This window comes from Bartonella sp. AA74HLJMH, assembly GCF_042197045.1.
Classification (GTDB): Bacteria; Pseudomonadota; Alphaproteobacteria; order Rhizobiales; family Rhizobiaceae; genus Bartonella.
On record NZ_JBHIRJ010000005.1, the window covers coordinates 30,659 to 49,981 of the forward strand.

The 19,323-nt window shown below is 37.1% G+C and carries 16 protein-coding genes; 11 read left to right on the forward strand and 5 right to left on the reverse strand.

Translation table 11 applies throughout. From position 1 onward, the window contains the following. The first annotated feature begins 117 nt into the window (after positions 1-117). A complete protein-coding gene (gene guaB, locus ACFINH_RS04690; RefSeq protein ID WP_375632274.1) occupies positions 118-1,617 on the forward strand; it encodes an IMP dehydrogenase in 1,500 nt (499 codons plus the stop codon). Positions 1,618-1,796: 179 nt separating this feature from the next. Here the strand turns inward: guaB and ACFINH_RS04695 are convergent, their stop codons facing one another. After that, positions 1,797-1,943 (reverse strand): hypothetical protein, encoded by a 147-nt coding sequence (locus ACFINH_RS04695; protein WP_273722522.1) that lies wholly within the window; start codon positions 1,941-1,943, stop codon positions 1,797-1,799. A 466-nt stretch (positions 1,944-2,409) separates the two neighbouring features. Between ACFINH_RS04695 and ACFINH_RS04700 the strand changes: the two genes are divergently transcribed. From ACFINH_RS04700 to ACFINH_RS04730, 7 genes are all read left to right on the forward strand, one after another. Further along, entirely contained in the window at positions 2,410-3,696 is a 1,287-nt protein-coding gene (locus tag ACFINH_RS04700; RefSeq protein ID WP_375627664.1) for an RsmB/NOP family class I SAM-dependent RNA methyltransferase, read from the forward strand. A 132-nt stretch (positions 3,697-3,828) separates the two neighbouring features. Further along, positions 3,829-5,385 (forward strand): glutamine-hydrolyzing GMP synthase, encoded by a 1,557-nt coding sequence (gene guaA, locus ACFINH_RS04705; RefSeq protein WP_375632313.1) that lies wholly within the window; start codon positions 3,829-3,831, stop codon positions 5,383-5,385. A 169-nt stretch (positions 5,386-5,554) separates the two neighbouring features. Beyond that, positions 5,555-6,277, forward strand: a complete 723-nt coding sequence (locus tag ACFINH_RS04710) for a glycerophosphodiester phosphodiesterase (protein WP_375632275.1) — start codon at positions 5,555-5,557, stop codon at positions 6,275-6,277. A gap of 965 nt (positions 6,278-7,242) precedes the next feature. Beyond that, positions 7,243-8,577 (forward strand): sn-glycerol-3-phosphate ABC transporter substrate-binding protein UgpB, encoded by a 1,335-nt coding sequence (gene ugpB, locus ACFINH_RS04715; RefSeq protein ID WP_375618067.1) that lies wholly within the window; start codon positions 7,243-7,245, stop codon positions 8,575-8,577. 95 nt (positions 8,578-8,672) lie between these two features. Then, positions 8,673-9,557: a sn-glycerol-3-phosphate ABC transporter permease UgpA gene (gene ugpA, locus ACFINH_RS04720; protein ID WP_375627662.1), complete on the forward strand. Its 885-nt coding sequence runs from the start codon at positions 8,673-8,675 to the stop codon at positions 9,555-9,557. 10 nt (positions 9,558-9,567) lie between these two features. Beyond that, positions 9,568-10,419, forward strand: coding sequence for a sn-glycerol-3-phosphate ABC transporter permease UgpE (ugpE, locus tag ACFINH_RS04725; RefSeq protein ID WP_375613289.1), 852 nt, complete (start codon positions 9,568-9,570; stop codon positions 10,417-10,419). Between the two features lie 2 nt (positions 10,420-10,421). Further along, a complete protein-coding gene (locus tag ACFINH_RS04730) occupies positions 10,422-11,468 on the forward strand; it encodes a sn-glycerol-3-phosphate import ATP-binding protein UgpC (protein ID WP_375613290.1) in 1,047 nt (348 codons plus the stop codon). A gap of 1,309 nt (positions 11,469-12,777) precedes the next feature. On the opposite strand, the gene ACFINH_RS04735 is transcribed toward ACFINH_RS04730, so the two are convergent. The 4 genes from ACFINH_RS04735 to ACFINH_RS04750 all read right to left on the reverse strand — a co-directional run bounded on the left by ACFINH_RS04735 (position 12,778) and on the right by ACFINH_RS04750 (position 15,881). Beyond that, positions 12,778-12,957: a DUF4102 domain-containing protein gene (locus ACFINH_RS04735; RefSeq protein ID WP_375632276.1), complete on the reverse strand. Its 180-nt coding sequence runs from the start codon at positions 12,955-12,957 to the stop codon at positions 12,778-12,780. A gap of 370 nt (positions 12,958-13,327) precedes the next feature. Then, the gene (locus tag ACFINH_RS04740; RefSeq protein ID WP_375632277.1) at positions 13,328-14,245 is read right to left on the reverse strand and encodes a metal ABC transporter solute-binding protein, Zn/Mn family; all 918 of its coding nucleotides are present in this window, start codon (positions 14,243-14,245) and stop codon (positions 13,328-13,330) included. A gap of 10 nt (positions 14,246-14,255) precedes the next feature. Beyond that, positions 14,256-15,125, reverse strand: coding sequence for a metal ABC transporter permease (locus ACFINH_RS04745; RefSeq protein WP_375613292.1), 870 nt, complete (start codon positions 15,123-15,125; stop codon positions 14,256-14,258). A gap of 3 nt (positions 15,126-15,128) precedes the next feature. Further along, positions 15,129-15,881 (reverse strand): ABC transporter ATP-binding protein, encoded by a 753-nt coding sequence (locus tag ACFINH_RS04750; protein WP_375613293.1) that lies wholly within the window; start codon positions 15,879-15,881, stop codon positions 15,129-15,131. 679 nt (positions 15,882-16,560) lie between these two features. Here ACFINH_RS04750 and nrdH point away from each other — a divergent pair. The 3 genes from nrdH to nrdE are packed head-to-tail and all read left to right on the forward strand — an operon-like array spanning position 16,561 to position 19,315. Next, positions 16,561-16,785 (forward strand): glutaredoxin-like protein NrdH, encoded by a 225-nt coding sequence (nrdH, locus tag ACFINH_RS04755; RefSeq protein WP_005774163.1) that lies wholly within the window; start codon positions 16,561-16,563, stop codon positions 16,783-16,785. Continuing rightward, a complete protein-coding gene (gene nrdI, locus ACFINH_RS04760; protein WP_375613294.1) occupies positions 16,785-17,183 on the forward strand; it encodes a class Ib ribonucleoside-diphosphate reductase assembly flavoprotein NrdI in 399 nt (132 codons plus the stop codon). Before nrdH ends, nrdI begins: the two co-directional genes overlap by 1 nt. Continuing rightward, positions 17,165-19,315: a class 1b ribonucleoside-diphosphate reductase subunit alpha gene (nrdE, locus tag ACFINH_RS04765; protein WP_375632278.1), complete on the forward strand. Its 2,151-nt coding sequence runs from the start codon at positions 17,165-17,167 to the stop codon at positions 19,313-19,315. The genes nrdI and nrdE overlap by 19 nt, the downstream gene beginning before the upstream one ends. The last annotated feature ends 8 nt before the right edge of the window (positions 19,316-19,323 follow it).

Sequence of the window (19,323 nt, forward strand, 5' to 3'; positions counted from 1 at the left end):
TTTTTCTTTTCATTTTGTTTGTAGCATGGCATAATTTTTTGCCAATCTACCATGTATGAGAACCGCAGTTGTATTTTAAAGCTTCTTGCGGTGTTTTATTATAAAAGGAATTTTGATATGGCAAAGATTGTTGAAACGGGGACAGGTGCATTGGCACTGACTTTTGATGATGTACTTTTACAACCCGGTCATTCTCTTGTTATGCCTAGTCAAGTGGATCTCAGTACGCGCATTGCAGCGGATATTAAGCTCAATTTGCCATTGCTTTCTGCGGCAATGGATACGGTAACAGAATCGCGTTTGGCAATTGCTATGGCTCAAGCTGGTGGTCTTGGGGTTATTCATCGTAATATGTCTCCTGCAGAGCAGGCAGAAGAAGTTCGTCAAGTAAAAAAGTTTGAATCTGGTATGGTTGTTAATCCAGTCACCATTGGACCAGATGCAACACTTGAAGAAGCAAAATCTTTGATGCGCTCTCATGGTATTTCCGGTATTCCGGTTGTTGAAAATGGTGCTAAAGGTGAAACTGCTGGACGGCTTGTTGGCATTTTGACAAATAGGGATGTGCGTTTTGCATCGGATCCTAAACAAAAAATTTATGAATTAATGACGCATGAAAATTTAATCACAGTGCGTGAAAATGTTCAACTCAATGAAGCGAAGTATCTTTTACACTATCATCGTATTGAAAAATTATTAGTTGTGGATGAACAGAATCGTTGTGTCGGACTGATAACAGTTAAGGATATTGAAAAAGCAAAATTAAATCCAAACGCTGCCAAAGATTCACAAGGTCGCTTGCGTGTTGCAGCTGCAAGTAGTGTAGGGAACGATGGGTTTGAGCGGGCTGAACGATTAATTGATGCAGGCGTTGATATTCTAGTAATTGATACTGCACATGGACATTCTCAGCGTGTATTAGACACTGTTGAGCGTATTAAAAAAATGACGTTTTCTCCAGCTATTATTGCTGGTAATGTGGCGACTGCTCAAGCAACACAGGCTTTGATTGACAGTGGTGCGGATGCTATAAAAGTTGGGATTGGTCCTGGTTCTATTTGCACAACGCGAATTGTTGCAGGTGTTGGTGTTCCTCAGCTTGCAGCCATTATGAATGCTGCAGAAGTTGCTGAAAAAGTGGGCATTCCCGTTATTGCTGATGGGGGGATAAAAGCTTCGGGTGATTTTGCTAAAGCCTTAGCAGGTGGGGCTTGTGCTGCTATGATTGGCTCTCTTTTAGCGGGTACAGAAGAAAGTCCTGGCGAAGTTTATCTTTACCAAGGACGATCCTTTAAAGCTTATCGCGGCATGGGATCTGTTGGTGCTATGGCACGAGGATCGGCAGATCGCTATTTTCAAGATGATGTTCGTGATGAACTTAAGTTGGTTCCTGAAGGTGTGGAGGGGCAGGTGGCTTATAAAGGTCCTATAGCATCAGTTCTACATCAGCTTGCTGGTGGACTTCGTGCTTCGATGGGGTATGTTGGAGCAAAAGATCTCGTAGAGTTTCGTGAAAAAGCAACGTTTGTACGTATTACGAATGCGGGACTCCATGAAAGTCATACGCATGATGTTTCTATCACACGAGAGAGTCCAAATTATCGTGGGCCAGTTTAAAGATACAAGAGCCTAATATCATATTGCATAAATATAAAATTTTCCGAGAACAAGAAAGAGAGACTGCGCTTTTTTCTGTTTGTAATTTGGTGTAATAATCCCAAAAAGGAAAGAATTAGAGGTTAAAACTCTAATTCTTTCTGTTAAGACTATATGAAATAAGTTATATAAAATTAGAATTAACTTTTTGTTGTCTTCCGTCCAGTCTTTGACGCACGTTGGCGAGTGTTTGTCTGATCACTTTGGACGGATTTCTTTCCGTTGTTTGAGGGCATTGTATTATGACGGCTTTTAGACGAAGTTGTTTTTCCATTATTATAAGTCATTATTTTCTCCTTTAAAATTGTCTGGCAGTTGCCATTAGAGTAAAAACGGTCATGCCAAATAGTGGTTCCAAGCATTTTCTAAAAAGTTAATTTTTTGTTGAACGTAAGATGAGCTTGTTTAATTTTATGAGAAGATTTTTTCTATTGTTCAGACAATCCTCGTAAACTTTATTTTACGCCAATAAATTAAAGAGTTTGTTTTTTTCGTAATGCATGGCGGAAATAAGTTTTTTATGGATGGCTACGTATCTTTTAGTATAAGAGGTAGAAGGATAAAAAACGAATGGGCAGAAGATGAAAGGAAAAATTTAGATACTCTAAATTGGATCTTATAAAAAAGTATGATCAGATCGTTTTAAGATTGAATGTAAATTTTTTATGGCGTTGAGAAGGTTTCATTGGCAAGAAGGCGATGATATTATTTTTTAGATGATTTAAAATTTTATTATTTTAATGGGAGAAATGAATGCGATTAGGTGGGCGTTTGCAAGCAGCAATAGATGTTCTCACAGAGATAGAAATGAAGCATCGCCCAGTAGGAGAAGCTTTAAAGGATTGGGGTCTTTCTCATCGCTTTGCTGGAGCAGGTGATCGTGCAGCTATTGGTACAATCGTTTATGATGTTTTAAGACGACGTTATTCTTTACAATGGCGTATGGAGAGTGATGATATCCGAGATATCGTTTTTGGTGCCTTATTAGATTCTGGAAAAATGACGCTGGAGCAAATTGACGGTGAGTTGACAGAAGATCGGTTTGCACCGCAGTTATTAGGGGCTAAACAGCGTAAATCGTGGCAAGGTCAGCAATTAGTGGATGCTCCAGACTATATTCGTGGTGATATTCCGCAATGGTGTCAAGCGCATCTGCGTCCTTTATTTGGTGATAATTGGATCACTGAAGCGGCTGCGTTAGCAACGCGTCCTTCTTTAGACCTACGGGTAAATAACCTAAAGGCAACACCAGAAAAGGTGCTGAAAGAATTAGCAAAAACCAAACTTAAATCTTTTCCATGGTTTGGGCAAGCTTTAAGAATTGCACCGATTGAAAAGTTTAATCGTCATCCCAATGTTCAAGTGGAACCAGCTTTTCAAAAAGGACACTTTGAAATACAGGATTTAGGATCTCAAATTGTTGCTCACCTTGTGGAAGCGCAAGAGAGCATGCAGGTATTAGATTATTGTGCAGGTGCTGGGGGCAAAACATTAGCTTTAGCTTCCGATATGAACAATCGTGGGCAAATTTATGCTTATGATTCCGATAAAGCGCGCTTAGCTCCTATTTTTGATCGTCTTCGACGCGCTGGTGTTCGTAATGTACAAACACGAGCACAAAAAGAAGAATTGAAGCCATTAATAGGCCAGATGGATAGAGTTCTACTAGATGCACCATGTAGTGGGACAGGAACATGGCGTCGTCGTCCAGATGCGAAATGGCGTTTAACATTAGAACAAGTGAAACAACGCCAAACAGAACAGAGGGATATTTTGAATGAAGCGATAGCTTATCTTAAGCCAAATGGGCGCTTAATCTATATTACCTGTTCTCTTTTTACAGATGAAAATGAGGAACAAATTTCCCATTTCCTTCAACAACATTCTCATTTTTCTCCAATAGATATGCCAGCGCTTTGGCAGAAACATTTTAGTTTTTCTCCTGTGCAACCAGTTTTTTCAAATTATGGACTTACTTTGTCGCCAGCCACAACACAAACAGATGGGTTCTTTTTATCTGTGTTGCAAAAAAAACATTGATCCATATTCTTACACTTTTTATCATAAACTTTACGAGAATAATCTTTTTCTTAAGAAAACAGGCTTGTGAAAAGAGAAAGATTAAATCATAACTCTCATGAGTTTTCTTTTACAATTGTTGATTGGTTTTCTATGAGCATATCACATCCAGACACTGTTCTTATTATTGACTTTGGTTCACAAGTTACACAACTTATTGCACGACGGGTACGAGCAATGGGGGTATATTGTGAAATTGCTCCTTTTCAATTGGCTTTAGAAGCTGTGCGCCGCATAAATCCTAAAGCTATTATTTTATCAGGGAGTCCTTATTCCGTTATTGATGAGGGCTCTCCGCGTGCTCCAATGGAAATTTTTGAGGCGGGTGTTCCGATTCTGGGTATTTGCTATGGTGAACAAGTCATGTGTATTCAGCTTGGAGGAAAGGTTGAAGCTGGACATGAGCGTGAATTTGGGCGTGCTTTTTTGGAAGTGCAAGAAGAGAGTGCCCTTTTTGATGGAGTGTGGGAAAAAGGTTCTCGTTATCAAGTATGGATGAGCCATGGTGACCGTGTGGCAGCTTTACCAGAAGGTTTTCGTGTCATAGGAACCTCAAAAGGAGCTCCCTATGCGGCTATTGCTGATGAGAAAAGATATTTTTATGCGGTACAGTTTCATCCTGAAGTTATCCATACACCGGATGGTACAAAACTTTTGCAAAATTTTGTTCATAAGATCTCTGCTATTAAAGGTAGTTGGTCAATGGCTTCTTATCGTGAGCAGGCAATTGCTACGATACGACAAAAAGTTGGGAAAAGTCGTGTGATTTGTGGTCTTTCAGGGGGAGTGGATTCATCTGTTGTAGCGGTACTCCTTCACGAAGCCATAGGAGATCAACTGACATGCATTTTGGTAGACCATGGGCTGATGCGCAAGAATGAAGCTAAAGAAGTTCTCACGCTCTTTCGTGATCATTATAATATAGAGCTTATTCACGTTAATGCTGCCGATATATTTCTTAATGCTTTAGAAGGTGAGACAGATCCAGAAAAAAAGCGCAAAACAATTGGTCGTCTTTTTATTGAAGTTTTTGAAGAAGAAACGAAAAAAATAGGAGGTGCAGAGTTTTTAGCACAAGGAACACTTTATCCAGATGTTATTGAGAGTGTGTCTGCTATTGGTGAAACGGTAACCATTAAAAGCCATCATAATGTGGGTGGGCTACCAGAACAGATGAAGATGAAACTTGTAGAACCGTTACGTGAGCTCTTTAAGGATGAGGTTCGCTCGCTAGGACGAGAGTTAGGGCTACCGGAGCAGTTTATTGGTCGCCATCCTTTTCCAGGTCCCGGTCTTGCAATTCGCTGTCCAGGTATTGTGACCCGTGAAAAATTAGAAATTTTACGTGAAGCAGATGCTATTTATCTTGAGGAAATCCATAAAGCTGGTCTTTATGACGAAATTTGGCAAGCTTTTGCTGTTCTTCTTCCTGTTCAAACTGTTGGCGTGATGGGGGATGGTCGCACTTATGAATTTGTTTGTGCTCTTCGCGCCGTCACATCTGTAGATGGAATGACTGCTGATTTTTATCCTTATGATATGGCGTTTTTAAGTAAGACAGCAGCACGTATTATTAACGAAGTTAGAGGGATTAATCGTGTTGTATATGATGTAACCTCAAAGCCTCCTAGTACTATTGAATGGGAATAATTAAAATGAAGGATAAGTCTTTTAAGAATAAAATATGACTGAGGGTTTGATATTCGAAAAGTGTAGAAAAAATCATTTAAAAATGATTGTGTATTTTCATATGATATAAGCCTTTATCTGGCAATCTGTACGTCAATATCGTTTAAAATTGAGAAGTGTGGGATTTTGTATGTCTGAGAAAAAAATTGTTGCACACCGTGGAGGAGCTCATCTTTATCCTGAAAATACCCTTTCGGCATTTAATAATGCTATAGCGTTAGGTGTTGATGAAGTTGAATGCGACGTTCATTTGCTGAAAAGCGGTGAAGTGGTTGTCTTTCACGACTTCCGTTTAGACCAATTGGTTGGGAAAGAGGGGTATATTCACGACATTGATAATGAAATACGTAAACAACTCTGCGTGAAAGGAAGCCAAGAAGCACCTCCCTTATTAGAAGAAGTGCTTGATCTTTTAGCACCAACGAATGTTGCGTTGCATCTTGAAATCAAAACATGTGGTGAAGTGGAGCGTGAAACAATATTATCCCAAAAAGCGCTTGCACTAATAAAAAGCCGAAATTTATCAGAACGGGTTTCTGCAATTAGTTTTGATCCTTTTATCCTTCGTCCTTTTATTGAAGCAGGAATACCATCTGGTCCATGTGTTGATAATTTCGAAGGTGATATGTACCGTCATTTTTCTGAATGGAAGCAATTAGGTTATTCTGATCTAAGTTTAGATGGCTCTATTGTTTCACAGAACTTTATTGAATCAGCTCTTGAGGCTGGTTTTACTGTAGGGGTATGGACAATTAATGGAAAAGCTCGGTTATCATATTGGCTTGATATGCCTGTACATTATATTACGACAGATCAACCTGATCTCGCATTGCAATTGTGTGCACAAAGGTAAAAATACATCAACACAAAAGGAACTATATATCTTCATAAAGTTAGCGTAATGAAAGAAGAAAAACTATCTAATACATGACAATAATACATTGATTTATAATCATAATTAATATTTTATTCATGTGAGTAAGAGACCTTAATACGTAAGATTCTCTTATTTCAAATATTTTTACAATGAATCAATCAAAATCATTCGTTTGCACATTACAAGCAGGGTTGGTGTGTGGATAAAAAATGATTGAGAAAAGAATAAAAATATTCATTTAACGTATTTCAAATGCAAGGCTTATTTAAGCATTAGGATCGCACATGATGATGTCGTTTTGCACTTTTATGAAGTGTAAAAATGATGGCATACAAAAAGTCTTATATACTTTAATGGAGAGGCTTTAGGGCTTATTTTATAGGTGCTATCATGAAATGTAGATGTATTGAAAGATTTTTTAACAGCATGGAAATTGGTTATACAGTGTCATTTTGTTTTGCGTGAGGGGTGTGATCTTGTTACAGGGAAAGAGACTATTAAGCGCTTCAAAATGATTTTCTTAATTTTAAAAAAATTCTATTTGTCTCTTCTTTAAATTCAGTAGCAACATCGTGTTAAAGTTATAAGCCGAAAGTTATAAGACAAATAATAAAAGAATAAACAATTCTTTTTAAAAAAGTAAATCCAGATATTAAAATAGTCATTGAAATGATATTTACGATCTATATCTTTTTACCAAGTGACTTTTCTTATTTAAGCCATCTCACTTTTTTCAGATAGTTACAAACGCGTATTTCGTGAATACATAAGAAAGCTTATAAAAGAAAATAAATAAATTTAAACAAATTCATTTGACCTTTAGGTGGTTCCTGTTTAAATGAGAGAATATGTTTCTGAAATAAAACTGTCATAGCATGTTCATGTGTAATACTATAAATTTAGGGGTAGTTTGTATTCCATCACTTCAGAAAGGGTGAAGCATGAGTCGTTTTTATCTTTCCATAGCGGCCACGGTTGCTATCATAATGTCCACAGCGGGGATGACAGAAAGTTTTGCACAGACAAAAATCAGCTTTTGGCATTCTATGAGTGGTGAATTAGGAAAGCAAACTGAAAGTCTCATTAACGATTTTAATGCAAGTCAATCTGAGTATAAAGTTGTTTCTTCATTTCGCGGTGAATATGAAGAGGGATTGATTTCACTCATTGCAGCATTTCGTGGAAAGAAACAGCCAGTACTTGCTCAAATTTATGACGTTGGTACTGGAACTATGATGGCTGCAAAAGGCGCAATCTACCCATTTTATCAACTTATGGCTGATACAAAACAAGAATTTGATCCTACAGATTATTTCCCTGCTATTAGTGGTTATTACTCCGATGAACAGGGACGTATTGTCTCTATGCCATTTAATATTTCAACACCCATCCTTTATTATAACAAAGATATCTTTAAAAAAGCAGGGCTTGATCCAGAACAGCCTCCTAGAACGTGGCAAGATATAGAAAACTTTTCCAAGAAAATTCTTGAGACTAAAGCGGCAACTTGTGGTTTTACAATGGCTTATGCCGCTCAATGGATTGGTATAGAAAATTTTTCAGCGTTGCATAATGTTCCTTTTGGAACGAAGGAAAATGGCTTTAAAGGACTTGATTCAGAACTTACATTTAATGGACCTTTACAAGTGCGTATGTGGACTGACCTGAAAAAGTGGTCTGATCAAGGTATTTTCCGTTATGGTGGTCCAGCAGGTGCATTAGATTCAACACCAATGTTTATGGCACAAAATTGTGCAATTTTTATGCAATCTTCAGGATCACATGCTGGAATTGTTTCTGAAGCTCAGTTTAATGTGGGGGTTGGTATGCTACCGTACTATAAGGATACAGAAGGAGCACCACAAAATTCAGTTATTGGGGGAGCTTCTATTTGGGCGTTTAAGGGCCATACTCCAAAGGAATATGCAGGGGCAGCCGCTTTTCTTAAATTTCTTTCAAAAACAGAAAATCAAGCAAAATGGCATCAGGAAACAGGTTATCTCCCAACCACAAAAGCGACTTATGAATTGAGCAAAAAACAACATTTCTATGAAAAAACGCCAGGTGCGGATATAGCTATCAAACAGATTAATCTTAATCCACCAACAGTTAACTCAAAAGGGATAAGATTTGGTAATTTACCACAAATTCGTGCCATTCTTGATCAAGAGTTGGAAGCTGTTCTTAGTGGTTCAAAAACGCCGAAAGATGGTTTAGATGAGACCGTTGAACGTGGAAATAAACTCTTGCGTGAATTTGAAAGATCTAATCATTAATTTCGTTTTATTGTTAAACATTAAAGACTCAACAAAAACGGTTGAGTCCTTTTTGTTTACTTTTTTAAAGTCTCTACATTTAAAGAGCCCTATGAATGCAAGAAAAACATGCATATTTTAAAAATAGTCTACTTTCTTACGGACTGCTTTTTCCTCAGCTTCTTGTGACTTTTTTGTTTTTCTTTTGGCCTGCTGCTCAAGCAATAAAATCATCTTTTGAGCGTGAAGACCCTTTTGGCTTTACAACAACCTTTATTGGTTTTGAGAATTATCTAACCGTTCTTTCTGATCCTACTTATCGGCAATCGCTTTTTACAACCGCAGTATTTTCCATCTCAGTTACTGTCGCTTCAATGACAATATCACTTCTCTTAGCTGTCTGTGTTGATCGTGTCATCCGTGCAAAAAAGGCTTATACAATGCTTTTGCTCTGGCCCTATGCTGTTGCTCCAGTATTGGCAGGTATATTGTGGCTGTTTATCTTTCATCCCACCATCGGAATTATCCCTTTTTTTCTCGAGAAAATAGGGGTGCTATGGAATTATCGTATTAATGGCACTCAAGCAATGATTCTTATTGTCATTGCGGCTAGTTGGAAACAAATTTCTTACAATTTTCTCTTTTTTCTTACAGGTCTTCAATCTGTTCCGCGTTCTCAAATAGAAGCAGCCGCCATTGATGGTGCTGGTCCCTTTAAACGATTTTGGACAGTGGTTTTCCCGCAAATTTCACCAACGACGTTTTTCCTTCTTATTGTCAATGTCAATTATGTTATGTTTGATACTTTTGGTATTATTGATAATACAACTTCTGGAGGTCCTGCGCGTGCAACGAGCATCCTCGTCTATAAAGTATATGACGATGGCTTTAGAAATCAAATAATCGGTGCATCAGCAGCACAATCAACAATATTGATGTTGATGGTTATTGTCTTAACGTTTATCCAGTTTCGCTGGATTGAGCGCCGTGTACAATATTAGGAAACAAATTATGGTTGAAAATCGCCCTGTTTTGAAATTTCTAACCCATATTATTCTCATTGTTGGTATTATCATTATTTGCTTTCCAGTTTATGTTGCTATCATTGCATCAACTCATAGTTCAGCAGCATTTAACTCAGGAACACTTCCTCTTTTGCCTGGGAAATATGCTCTGGAAAATTATAAAACAATCTTTGGTGATGGCCTTGCACAGCTGGGTTTGCCCAACCTCTGGCCACTCTTAATGAATTCATTCATTATGGCTCTTGGGATTAGCGTTGGAAAAATTATTATTTCACTTTTGTCTGCTTATGCAATTATTTACATGCGCTTTCCCTTCCGAAAAACTGCTTTTGTTCTTATTTTTGTTACATTGATGCTCCCTGTCGAAGTTCGTATTCTTCCAACCTATGAGATTGTTGCAAAATTGGGGATGGTCAACACCTATAGTGGAATGATTATTCCACTTATTGCATCTGCGACCGCTACATTTTTATTTCGCCAGTTTTTTTTGACTGTTCCAGATGAACTCTTAGAGGCGGCACGTGTTGATGGTGCAGGTCCAGTTAAATTTTTTAAGGATATTCTTCTTCCTCTTAGTAAAAGCAATATTGCTGCTTTATTTATCATTATGTTCATTTATGGATGGATACAATATCTCTGGCCTCTTATCATCACAACGGATCAAAATCATCAAACGATCCTTATTATTTTAAAACAGCTTATTGTCGAATCACTTCAACATGATCCTCAATGGAATATACTCATGGCAGTATCGGTTGTTGCCATGGTTCCCCCTGTTCTTGTTGTTATCTTCATGCAGCGGCTTTTTATCAAAGGCCTTATTGAAACGGAGAAGTAATTGTGGCCATAATCCAGTTATCAAATATAAAAAAACAGTATGACAACGGCATTCTGGTCATTGATGATTTAAACTTAACTGTTGCCGATAAAGAACTTCTTGTTCTTGTCGGTCCTTCAGGGTGCGGAAAATCGACCTTATTACGTATTATAGCAGGACTTGAACAAGTTACCTCAGGTGAATTATGCATTGATAACGAATGTATCAATGATCGTGAACCAGCTGATCGTGATATCGCTATGGTTTTTCAAAATTATGCCCTTTATCCCCATATGACAGTTCGTGGAAATTTAGAATATGGTCTTAAAAATCGTAAAACTCCTAAAGAAGAAATTAAAAAACGTATCGCACATGCTGCAAAGCTTTTGGAGATAGAACCATTTCTTGATCGTAAACCACGACAATTATCAGGAGGACAACGTCAGCGTGTTGCAATGGGGCGTGTGATTGTACGTCAACCCCGTGTTTTTCTCTTTGATGAACCTCTTTCAAATCTTGATGCAAAATTACGGGCGCAAATGTGTATTGAAATAAAAACACTACAGCGTTCATTAGGAACAACGAGCCTCTATGTTACCCATGATCAACTAGAAGCTATGACATTAGCTGATAGAATAGTCGTTTTGAATAAAGGAGCTATCGAGCAAATTGGAACACCAATGGAAATTTACGATACTCCAGCAACAACATTTGTTGCTGATTTTATTGGTTCTCCTCCTATGAATTTTCTTGATCGCTATGTCTTAGAACAACATTTAGGGCATTCATTTTCTTATGGTGAAGAAACTGATCTTTTAGCATTCAGACCTGAAATAATCTTATTGGGCGAACATCCAGATAAAGGGCCTGTCTTTCACACAAAAATTGAGCTTATCAAGCTTATTGGAACAGGTTGCCATGTTTTAACGCGTTGGAATGGTATCATCTTTACGATTGAAATAAAAGAACGCTTGACACACGACTATGGTCAAAAACTAAGTTTCACTGTTGCTCATCAGAATTTTCATACTTTTAATAAAAACACAGGAAAGCGCACAAATAATAAGTAAGCATTAATTGATGTGATACGACTCTCTTTTATGCTGCGTCATGATAATGGTGTGTTTTGACTTGCTCAATTACATTTACAAACTCAGGTTGTAACCGATGGGATTAAAAACAAAATTTTAACAGTTTTGGTAATGATCTATTGTCCCATAGCGCTGAGAATGTCAAAACATTTATATGAAGAAATTTTGCATTTTCACGGTCTGTAAGAAGAATATAATTTTCAAACATCATTTTCATTATAAAAAAACAACATATTATCATATGTTTCTTGATGTAATAATTTATGTGTATTATAAAAGTAAATGAGAGAAATAGAGAGAAAAAATGAGTCACAGATAAGGGAGGATGCGCCCCATATCTGAGCTTTGATCCCTAACATAAGAAGTCTATTTGATGCACAAAATACGATGCTGTTCTAAATAATCTCTACGAGAATAGGCGCATTCTATTTTACCGCTGGCCATATGATCTAAAATAGTTTCAGAGCTCCTATAAGAAGCATTTGTTTTTTTTACCAATCACATAAATTAGAGAGAAACCTATGCGCGCATGCTGCAAGTTTATTTTTTCTCATGTAAATCACTATGCAATTCTCAACAAGGGTATCTGATAAGTTGCAAAAAATCACTGAGAGATAGAAGGCGTGCTTGTTTTAGAATTTTCATTACTTTTAGCGATAAAAGCAGATGAAACACATCTGTAACATCTCATCGATCTTTTCTATATTCTTGAGTTAAAAATTGCCTATAGATCATCCTCAAACAGATCTTTATGAATATAACATAAAGGATCGATGCGAATACCTATAAGAATCAGCAGAGACAAAGACAGTTATGTTATTGTTTTACAAAGCATTGTATAAAATCTGGTATATTTTTTCAATATATTGCCAGTTTATTAATGGTTTTATGATATTACTTTCTTATAAAGCGCGTGCTTTTTGTTGCTTATAAATCAACCTAAACTTTATACAGCAGTATGTTTGAAACAAATATGAAGACGGTTCAGTGCTGTATTCAGTTTTGTATGCCAAAGTAGAATAAGCTTATCTGCTTGTGTAATTTCTAAAATGAGGAGACAGCTTAATTTAGGGAGAATATGAAAGCATCAAATAAAAAATAGATTCTGTCTTTAGCATCATCTTTTAATTTAGTATTGCAATTTTCAAAAACATCTGAGCCAGTGTCTCTTACATAATGGCGATTAAGTATTGCCGAACACATTTTTTTACGTAATAGAATTGCATCTCTCATACAAAACAGAATACCTAAACAGAAGGCTATTGGGTTGCCAATTTACGCACTTTTTTTAAAAAATATCTTGCAAGGTTGTTCCAACTATTTTTTCACGCAGTCGTTTATAAGTAGTATAACATAAAATCCATTGTGTATCGCCATCTTTATGCTTATAAAAATGCAAGCTGGGGCCATCATCATACTCTCTTTCAGTCTCCAACATTGCAACAATTATTGTGTTGAGACTCTTCATAAGAGGCATTTTTTCTTCAAGTGGTTTTTATTCATACACTAATTCTACTTGCATGTTATAAATGAAGTTGGATAGATAAAAATACTTTAAGAAAGAGACACCAAATTCTTCTTATGAATCGTTTCAAGTGTCGAGAGTTATTGTAAAAGAAGCATTGAAAAATAGAATGCTACTGCTGACAGTTTGGGCACCATGAGGCAATAAATCCACTTACTTTATCTATCTTAGAATCTATAGAGTATAAATTTCTCTGTAAAAGTAACTTTATTTCATATCAATGTTATCAATTATAGCTGTTGGGGTATCATTAGTAACATAATCATAGACTTACGATTTTATGAACTCTTTTTTATCTCTTTTATAGAAGATCTTAATGTTTTGTGATAGCGTCAATGATGGTATTTACATTATGTTCCATCATATCGAGATAAGTTGCTGCAGGGCCATTTTTGTTTGACAATGCATCAGAATAAAGTGTTCCACCAATTGTTAAACCTGTTTCTTTTGCAATCTGTTTTATGAGACGGGGATTAGAGATATTTTCAACGAATAGGGCAGTTGCTTTATTCGCTTTAATTTGTTTTATAAGTTTAGCAACATCGGCTGCGGTTGCTTCAGTTTCTGTTGAAGCACTTTGAGGAGCAAGGATAGTAAAACCATATTCCTTGGCAAAATAGCCAAAGGCATCATGAGATGTGATAATGATACGTTTATCTTTAGGAATGGTAGCAATTTTTGTTTTCAGGATATCTTGTGCTATTTTAAGTTTTTGGATGTAGGTTTCGGCATTTTTTTTGTAGCTGGTACAGGATTGTGGATCGATTTTACAAAAAGCAGCAGCGATATTCTTCACATAGATTTTGACATTGGGAATTGTTTGCCAAGCGTGTGGATCAATAACGCTGTGGTGGTGATGGGCATTATGTTCTTGATTTTTCATTTTGAGGGAGGGAATGTTAGCGCTAACTTCGACAAGAAGTGCTTTTGTACCACTTGCTGTAATGAGGCGATCAATAAATCCTTCTAAATGAAGCCCGTTGATGAAAATAATTTGAGCATTTCTAAGAGCTTGAGCATCATGGGGGGTAGGTTCATAAGTGTGAGTATTCGCATTGGGACCTACAAAAGTGGTCATAGAGATATGGTTGTCTCCTACATTTTTTACGAGATCTGCAAGAATAGAAAAGCTCGCAACAACTTTGATTTTATTGTGTGCAGAAGCAGAAAATGGAGAAAGGGCAAGCAATAAAGCTCCAAGAAGAACAAATTTTTGAGCAAACTTAGGCACATTTTTTTCCTTAAAGTGAGGAGGTATAAAAGAGGTGGGGAAACCATGTTACAATAAAGCCACGTGGACTTATCAAACAGGAAACAAGATAAATAAATCCTGCGGCAATGATGATAGCAGGGCCGGAGGGAAGTGAAAGATGAAAAGAAAGCAGGAGACCACATACGCTAGAAATGATTCCAAAAAGAGTGGAAAGCGCGCAAATAGGGCCTAGCCGTGAAAACCAAAAACGGGCTGTAATGGCTGGAATCATCATAATACCAACGGAAAGTAATGTTCCTAGTGATTGAAAGCCTCCAACCAGATTCAGCACCACAAGTCCAAGCAATGAAATATGAATATATTTACTCAATGGAGAGAGTGATTTAAAAAAGAGGGGGTCAAAGCTTTCTAAAACGAGTGCACGCCAAAAAATACAAAGGCTGCAGAGTGTAATCAGCATTATAGTAGTGATTAACCAAAGGGCTTGTGCATCAAGTGCAAGAACCGATCCGAATAAGAGATGAAGCAGCTCAATTGTTGAGTCTTTCAGTGAGATAATAATAACACCTGCCGCGAGTGCAATAAGATAAAAGACGGTCATGGATGCATCTTCTTTCTGAAAGCTGTTTCGTGAAATCAAAATGGTTGCTAAAGCAACAATAAGACCAGCGAAGATACCACCAAGTGTCATAGATATGAGGGAAAAGCCACAAATCAGAAAAGCAATTGCAACACCAGGAAGAATGGCATGAGAGATAGCATCTCCTGTCAAGCTCATTCCACGGAGCATCAAAAACACACCAACAGGACAAGCGCTAATAGACAGAAAAATAGAACCGATAAGGGCGTTTTGCATAAATTGGAAATCAACAAAGGGGGCAAGAAAAAATGCATACACGTCTTATAACCTAAGAAAGAGAGGATCATTGATGAGAAGATTTTGTTTTTGTGCGCTAATAGGGAAAGAATTGGATGTGAGAGGTGGCATAACGTGATGAAGGGTGTTGTTTAAAAACTGTGTTGTTTCTCCATAAAAGGCGTTTTGTTGATCAATTTGAATCATTTGGGGGAAAAATTCTTGCACGATGAGAGGGTTATGGAGTGCGGTGAGAATTGTGCGTCCTTGCTGTTGCCAGTATGTGATCAGAGCAAGAAGGTCTTTTTGGGTATTATGATCTACACCATTGAAAGGTTCATCAAGTAAAATAATATTGGCATCTTGTACAATGATACGTGCAAAAAGAGCGCGTTGTAATTGCCCGCCTGATAATGTTTCAAGCGAACGGGGTGCGAGTTCTGTAAGCCCAACCATTTTAAGAGCATTTTGAATCTTAGAATCATAAGGGCGCTGATTCTTCCATAATCCACAAAAAGACCACAGTCCTGTTTTTACAAGCGTTTTCACATCAATTGGAAATGTTTGATCTATATTACATTGCTGAGCAAGATAAGCAATGCGGCTTTTTTTTGGTTTTGTAATTTTTCCTTTAAGAGGTTTAATCAATCCGGCGATGGCTTTTAGCAGTGTCGATTTTCCAGCGCCATTATCACCTGTTATTGCAACCAATGAACCAGCTTTTAACTTTGCTGAAAAGTTCTTTATTGCTATTCTATTCCTATAGCCTAATGTTGTCTTATTGAAGTGCAGATCCATATTTTTTACCATCGTTGCTTATTATTTTGGAAACTATGTAATAATATAACGTTTGTCAACAAAATGTTATATTATTACAGAGTTTTGAGTACTGAAAATTTTAGTGGGAAGATCGTGGAAAATTAAAAATAATAATTGAATTCACCTTGACGAAAGAGAGAGAGTATATACTATATATAGTATCAAAATGATTGGTGATTCTAAATAAGCACAAGAGAGGGTGTTAGTGTGTTTCGTTTGGTATCTAAGTTATTTCCATTATTGTAAAGAGTTTATTGGCCAAAGGTATAGCAGTATTTTTACTGAAGGGTCTCTTTTGGAAGGATTTCCTTTCGTTTTTGTAATTGATTTTTGCCGTAAAAGAGCAAACAGAGCTCTTGAAAAACGGTAGTTTAGAACATTAGTTTTTTAGACAGCAGGAGGGAATTGTAATGCAAGCAAAAGATTGTTTTATAACTAGGGGGCTTTGCCATTTAAGTTGTAGAATAATCGCTTATTCTCATCATAGTTTTTGAAGTTATTTGATGAGGAATTCTGTTATGTTCAGGAAGCTGTGTATTATTTGAAAATAACCACATGTTTTGCGTACAATTTCTATTTTTTGTATTCTTGAGTATCTATAAAATTATTAGATTGACCTTTCAGGGTTGATTGTTTGGAATTGTGAAAGTTGAAGAAAATGTCGATCACTATTTATAGCAAACCATCTTGTGTCCAATGTGATGCTACACGCCGCGCTTTTGATGCAAAAGGCATTCATTATCGTGTTGTTGATATTTCCTGTGATGAACAAGCATACAGTTTTGTTCAATCTCTGGGGTATCGTCAGGTTCCTGTCGTTGTTTGTGGTGAAAATCATTGGTCTGGTTTTAGACCAGATATGATTAGTGGTCTTTGTGCTTAATGGGGCTTATTGTTTATTATTCGAGTGCAACGGGTAATACAGAACATTTTGTCTCGCAGCTTGGGCAACGACTCTTCAAAATTGATAAAAGAAAGCCTTCTGCATTGGTTGGTGAACCTTATGTATTGGTTGTTCCTACATATGCAGATGGTGAAGGAAGAGGGGCCGTGCCGAAAGCCGTTGTCCAGTTTCTTAATGAAGCTGAGAACCGAAAATTAATTTGTGGTGTTATTGGCGGTGGGAATCGTAATTTTGGTCGCTATTATAATCTAGCAAGTAAAATTATTGCTGAAAAATGTTGTGTACCTTGCCTTTATCGTTTTGAGCTGCGTGGAACTGATGAAGACGTTATTTATGTAAAAAAGGGATTGGAAAGATTTTGGAAACAATTGGTATAGGACAATCGCAGAAATCGGATCAGATTACTGATTATCATGCGTTGAATGCAATGCTTAATCTTTATGATGAAAATGGTCATATTCAATTTGATATGGATCGGCTTGCTGCGCGGCAATATTTTCTTCAGCATGTTAATCAAAATACAGTTTTTTTTCATAACCTGAAGGAAAAAATAGATTACTTAATAGAGGAAGGTTATTATGAAAAAGCTTTATTTGAGCTTTATGATTTTTCTTTTATTAAAAAGCTTTTTAAACGTGCTTATGCATTTAAATTTCGTTTTCCTACCTTTTTAGGCGCATTTAAGTATTATACCAGCTATACACTGAAGACTTTTGATGGGAAACGTTATCTTGAACGTTATGAAGATCGCGTTTGTCTTGTAGCTTTATATTTGGCACAAGGGAATAAAGCTCTTGCTGAAAGTTTTGTGGATGAAATTATTACAGGACGTTTTCAACCGGCAACACCAACATTTTTAAATGCTGGGAAAAAACAACGAGGTGAATTGGTTTCGTGTTTTTTGCTACGTGTTGAAGATAATATGGAATCGATAGGTCGTTCGGTTAATTCGGCTTTGCAGCTTTCAAAACGTGGTGGAGGTGTGGCGCTTTGTTTAACGAATTTGCGGGAAGCAGGGGCACCAATTAAGCAAATAGAAAATCAGTCCTCAGGTGTTTTACCGGTGATGAAACTCTTGGAAGATTCTTTTTCTTACGCCAATCAGCTTGGGGCACGACAGGGGGCTGGAGCTGTTTATTTGCATGCTCATCATTTAGATATTATGAAGTTTTTGGATACAAAGCGTGAAAATGCTGATGAAAAAGTTAGAATTAAAACGCTTTCGCTTGGTGTCGTTATTCCTGATATTACTTTTGAGCTTGCACGGAATAATGAGGATATGTATCTCTTCTCATCGTATGACATCGAGCGTGTGACAGGTAAGCCCTTTAGCGATATTTCTTTAACGGAGCATTATCGTTCTTTTGTTGATAATGCAAAGATTCGTAAAAAGAAAATAAGTGCACGCGTTTTTTTCCAGACATTAGCGGAAATTCAATTTGAGTCGGGTTATCCCTATATTTTATTTGAGGATACTGCTAATCGATCGAATCCGATAGCTGGGCGCATAAGTATGAGCAATTTATGTTCAGAAATTTTGCAGGTGAGTGAGGCGAGTGAACTGGAGACAGATTTAACTTATCGCACGATTGGAAGTGATATATCCTGTAATCTTGGATCCATGAATATTGCCAAAGCAATGGAAAGTCCTGATTTTGGACAGACCGTGGAATCTGCTGTTCGCGCTCTGACTGCTGTTTCGGATATGAGCAATATTGATTGTGTGCCTTCCATTGCGAAAGGCAATGCTGAAAGTCATGCGATTGGTTTGGGACAAATGAATTTGCATGGGTTTCTAGCGCGTGAGCAGATCTATTATGGGGCTCCAGAAGCGATTGATTTTACCAATATCTATTTTTATATTGTGACATATCACGCCATACGTGCTTCCAATTTAATTGCGCGCGAACGTCAAGAAATGTTTGCAGGGTTTGAAAAATCAGCTTATGCAGATGGACGTTTTTTCGAGAAATATATTGAAAGAGAATGGAAACCGCAATTTGCGCTTGTGCAAGAGCTTTTTGAGCGGAACAATATTGTTATTCCAAGTCAAAAGGATTGGCAGGAACTCAAGGATTTAGTTGTTGAGTACGGGCTTTATAATCGCAATCTACAGGCAGTTCCTCCCACGGGATCTATCTCCTATATTAATCATGCCACTTCCTCTATTCATCCGATTGCTTCAAAAATCGAAATTCGCAAAGAGGGAAAAATTGGGCGCGTTTATTATCCTGCTCCTTATATGGATAATACGAATTTGAATTTTTACCAAGATGCTTATGAGATTGGCCCTGAAAAAATTATAGATACCTATGCTGCGGCAACACAGCATGTTGATCAAGGTCTTTCATTAACATTATTTTTTCCTGATACCGCTACCACACGTGATATTAACCGCGCACAAATTTATGCTTGGAAAAAGGGTATCAAGAGTATTTACTATGTACGATTACGGCAAGTAGCATTGAGTGGAACAGAAGTTGATGGCTGTGTTTCGTGCAGTTTATAGGAGATCAT

What these genes read in the sequence shown, in the direction of transcription:
- guaB (WP_375632274.1), top strand. Translation starts at nt 118, where the DNA reads ATGGCAAAGATTGTTGAAACGGGGACAGGTGCATTGGCACTGACTTTT.
- ACFINH_RS04695 (WP_273722522.1), bottom strand. Translation starts at nt 1,943, where the DNA reads ATGACTTATAATAATGGAAAAACAACTTCGTCTAAAAGCCGTCATAAT.
- ACFINH_RS04700 (WP_375627664.1), top strand. Translation starts at nt 2,410, where the DNA reads ATGCGATTAGGTGGGCGTTTGCAAGCAGCAATAGATGTTCTCACAGAG.
- guaA (WP_375632313.1), top strand. Translation starts at nt 3,829, where the DNA reads ATGAGCATATCACATCCAGACACTGTTCTTATTATTGACTTTGGTTCA.
- ACFINH_RS04710 (WP_375632275.1), top strand. Translation starts at nt 5,555, where the DNA reads ATGTCTGAGAAAAAAATTGTTGCACACCGTGGAGGAGCTCATCTTTAT.
- ugpB (WP_375618067.1), top strand. Translation starts at nt 7,243, where the DNA reads ATGAGTCGTTTTTATCTTTCCATAGCGGCCACGGTTGCTATCATAATG.
- ugpA (WP_375627662.1), top strand. Translation starts at nt 8,673, where the DNA reads ATGCAAGAAAAACATGCATATTTTAAAAATAGTCTACTTTCTTACGGA.
- ugpE (WP_375613289.1), top strand. Translation starts at nt 9,568, where the DNA reads ATGGTTGAAAATCGCCCTGTTTTGAAATTTCTAACCCATATTATTCTC.
- ACFINH_RS04735 (WP_375632276.1), bottom strand. Translation starts at nt 12,957, where the DNA reads ATGAAGAGTCTCAACACAATAATTGTTGCAATGTTGGAGACTGAAAGA.
- ACFINH_RS04750 (WP_375613293.1), bottom strand. Translation starts at nt 15,881, where the DNA reads ATGGATCTGCACTTCAATAAGACAACATTAGGCTATAGGAATAGAATA.
- nrdH (WP_005774163.1), top strand. Translation starts at nt 16,561, where the DNA reads ATGTCGATCACTATTTATAGCAAACCATCTTGTGTCCAATGTGATGCT.
- nrdI (WP_375613294.1), top strand. Translation starts at nt 16,785, where the DNA reads ATGGGGCTTATTGTTTATTATTCGAGTGCAACGGGTAATACAGAACAT.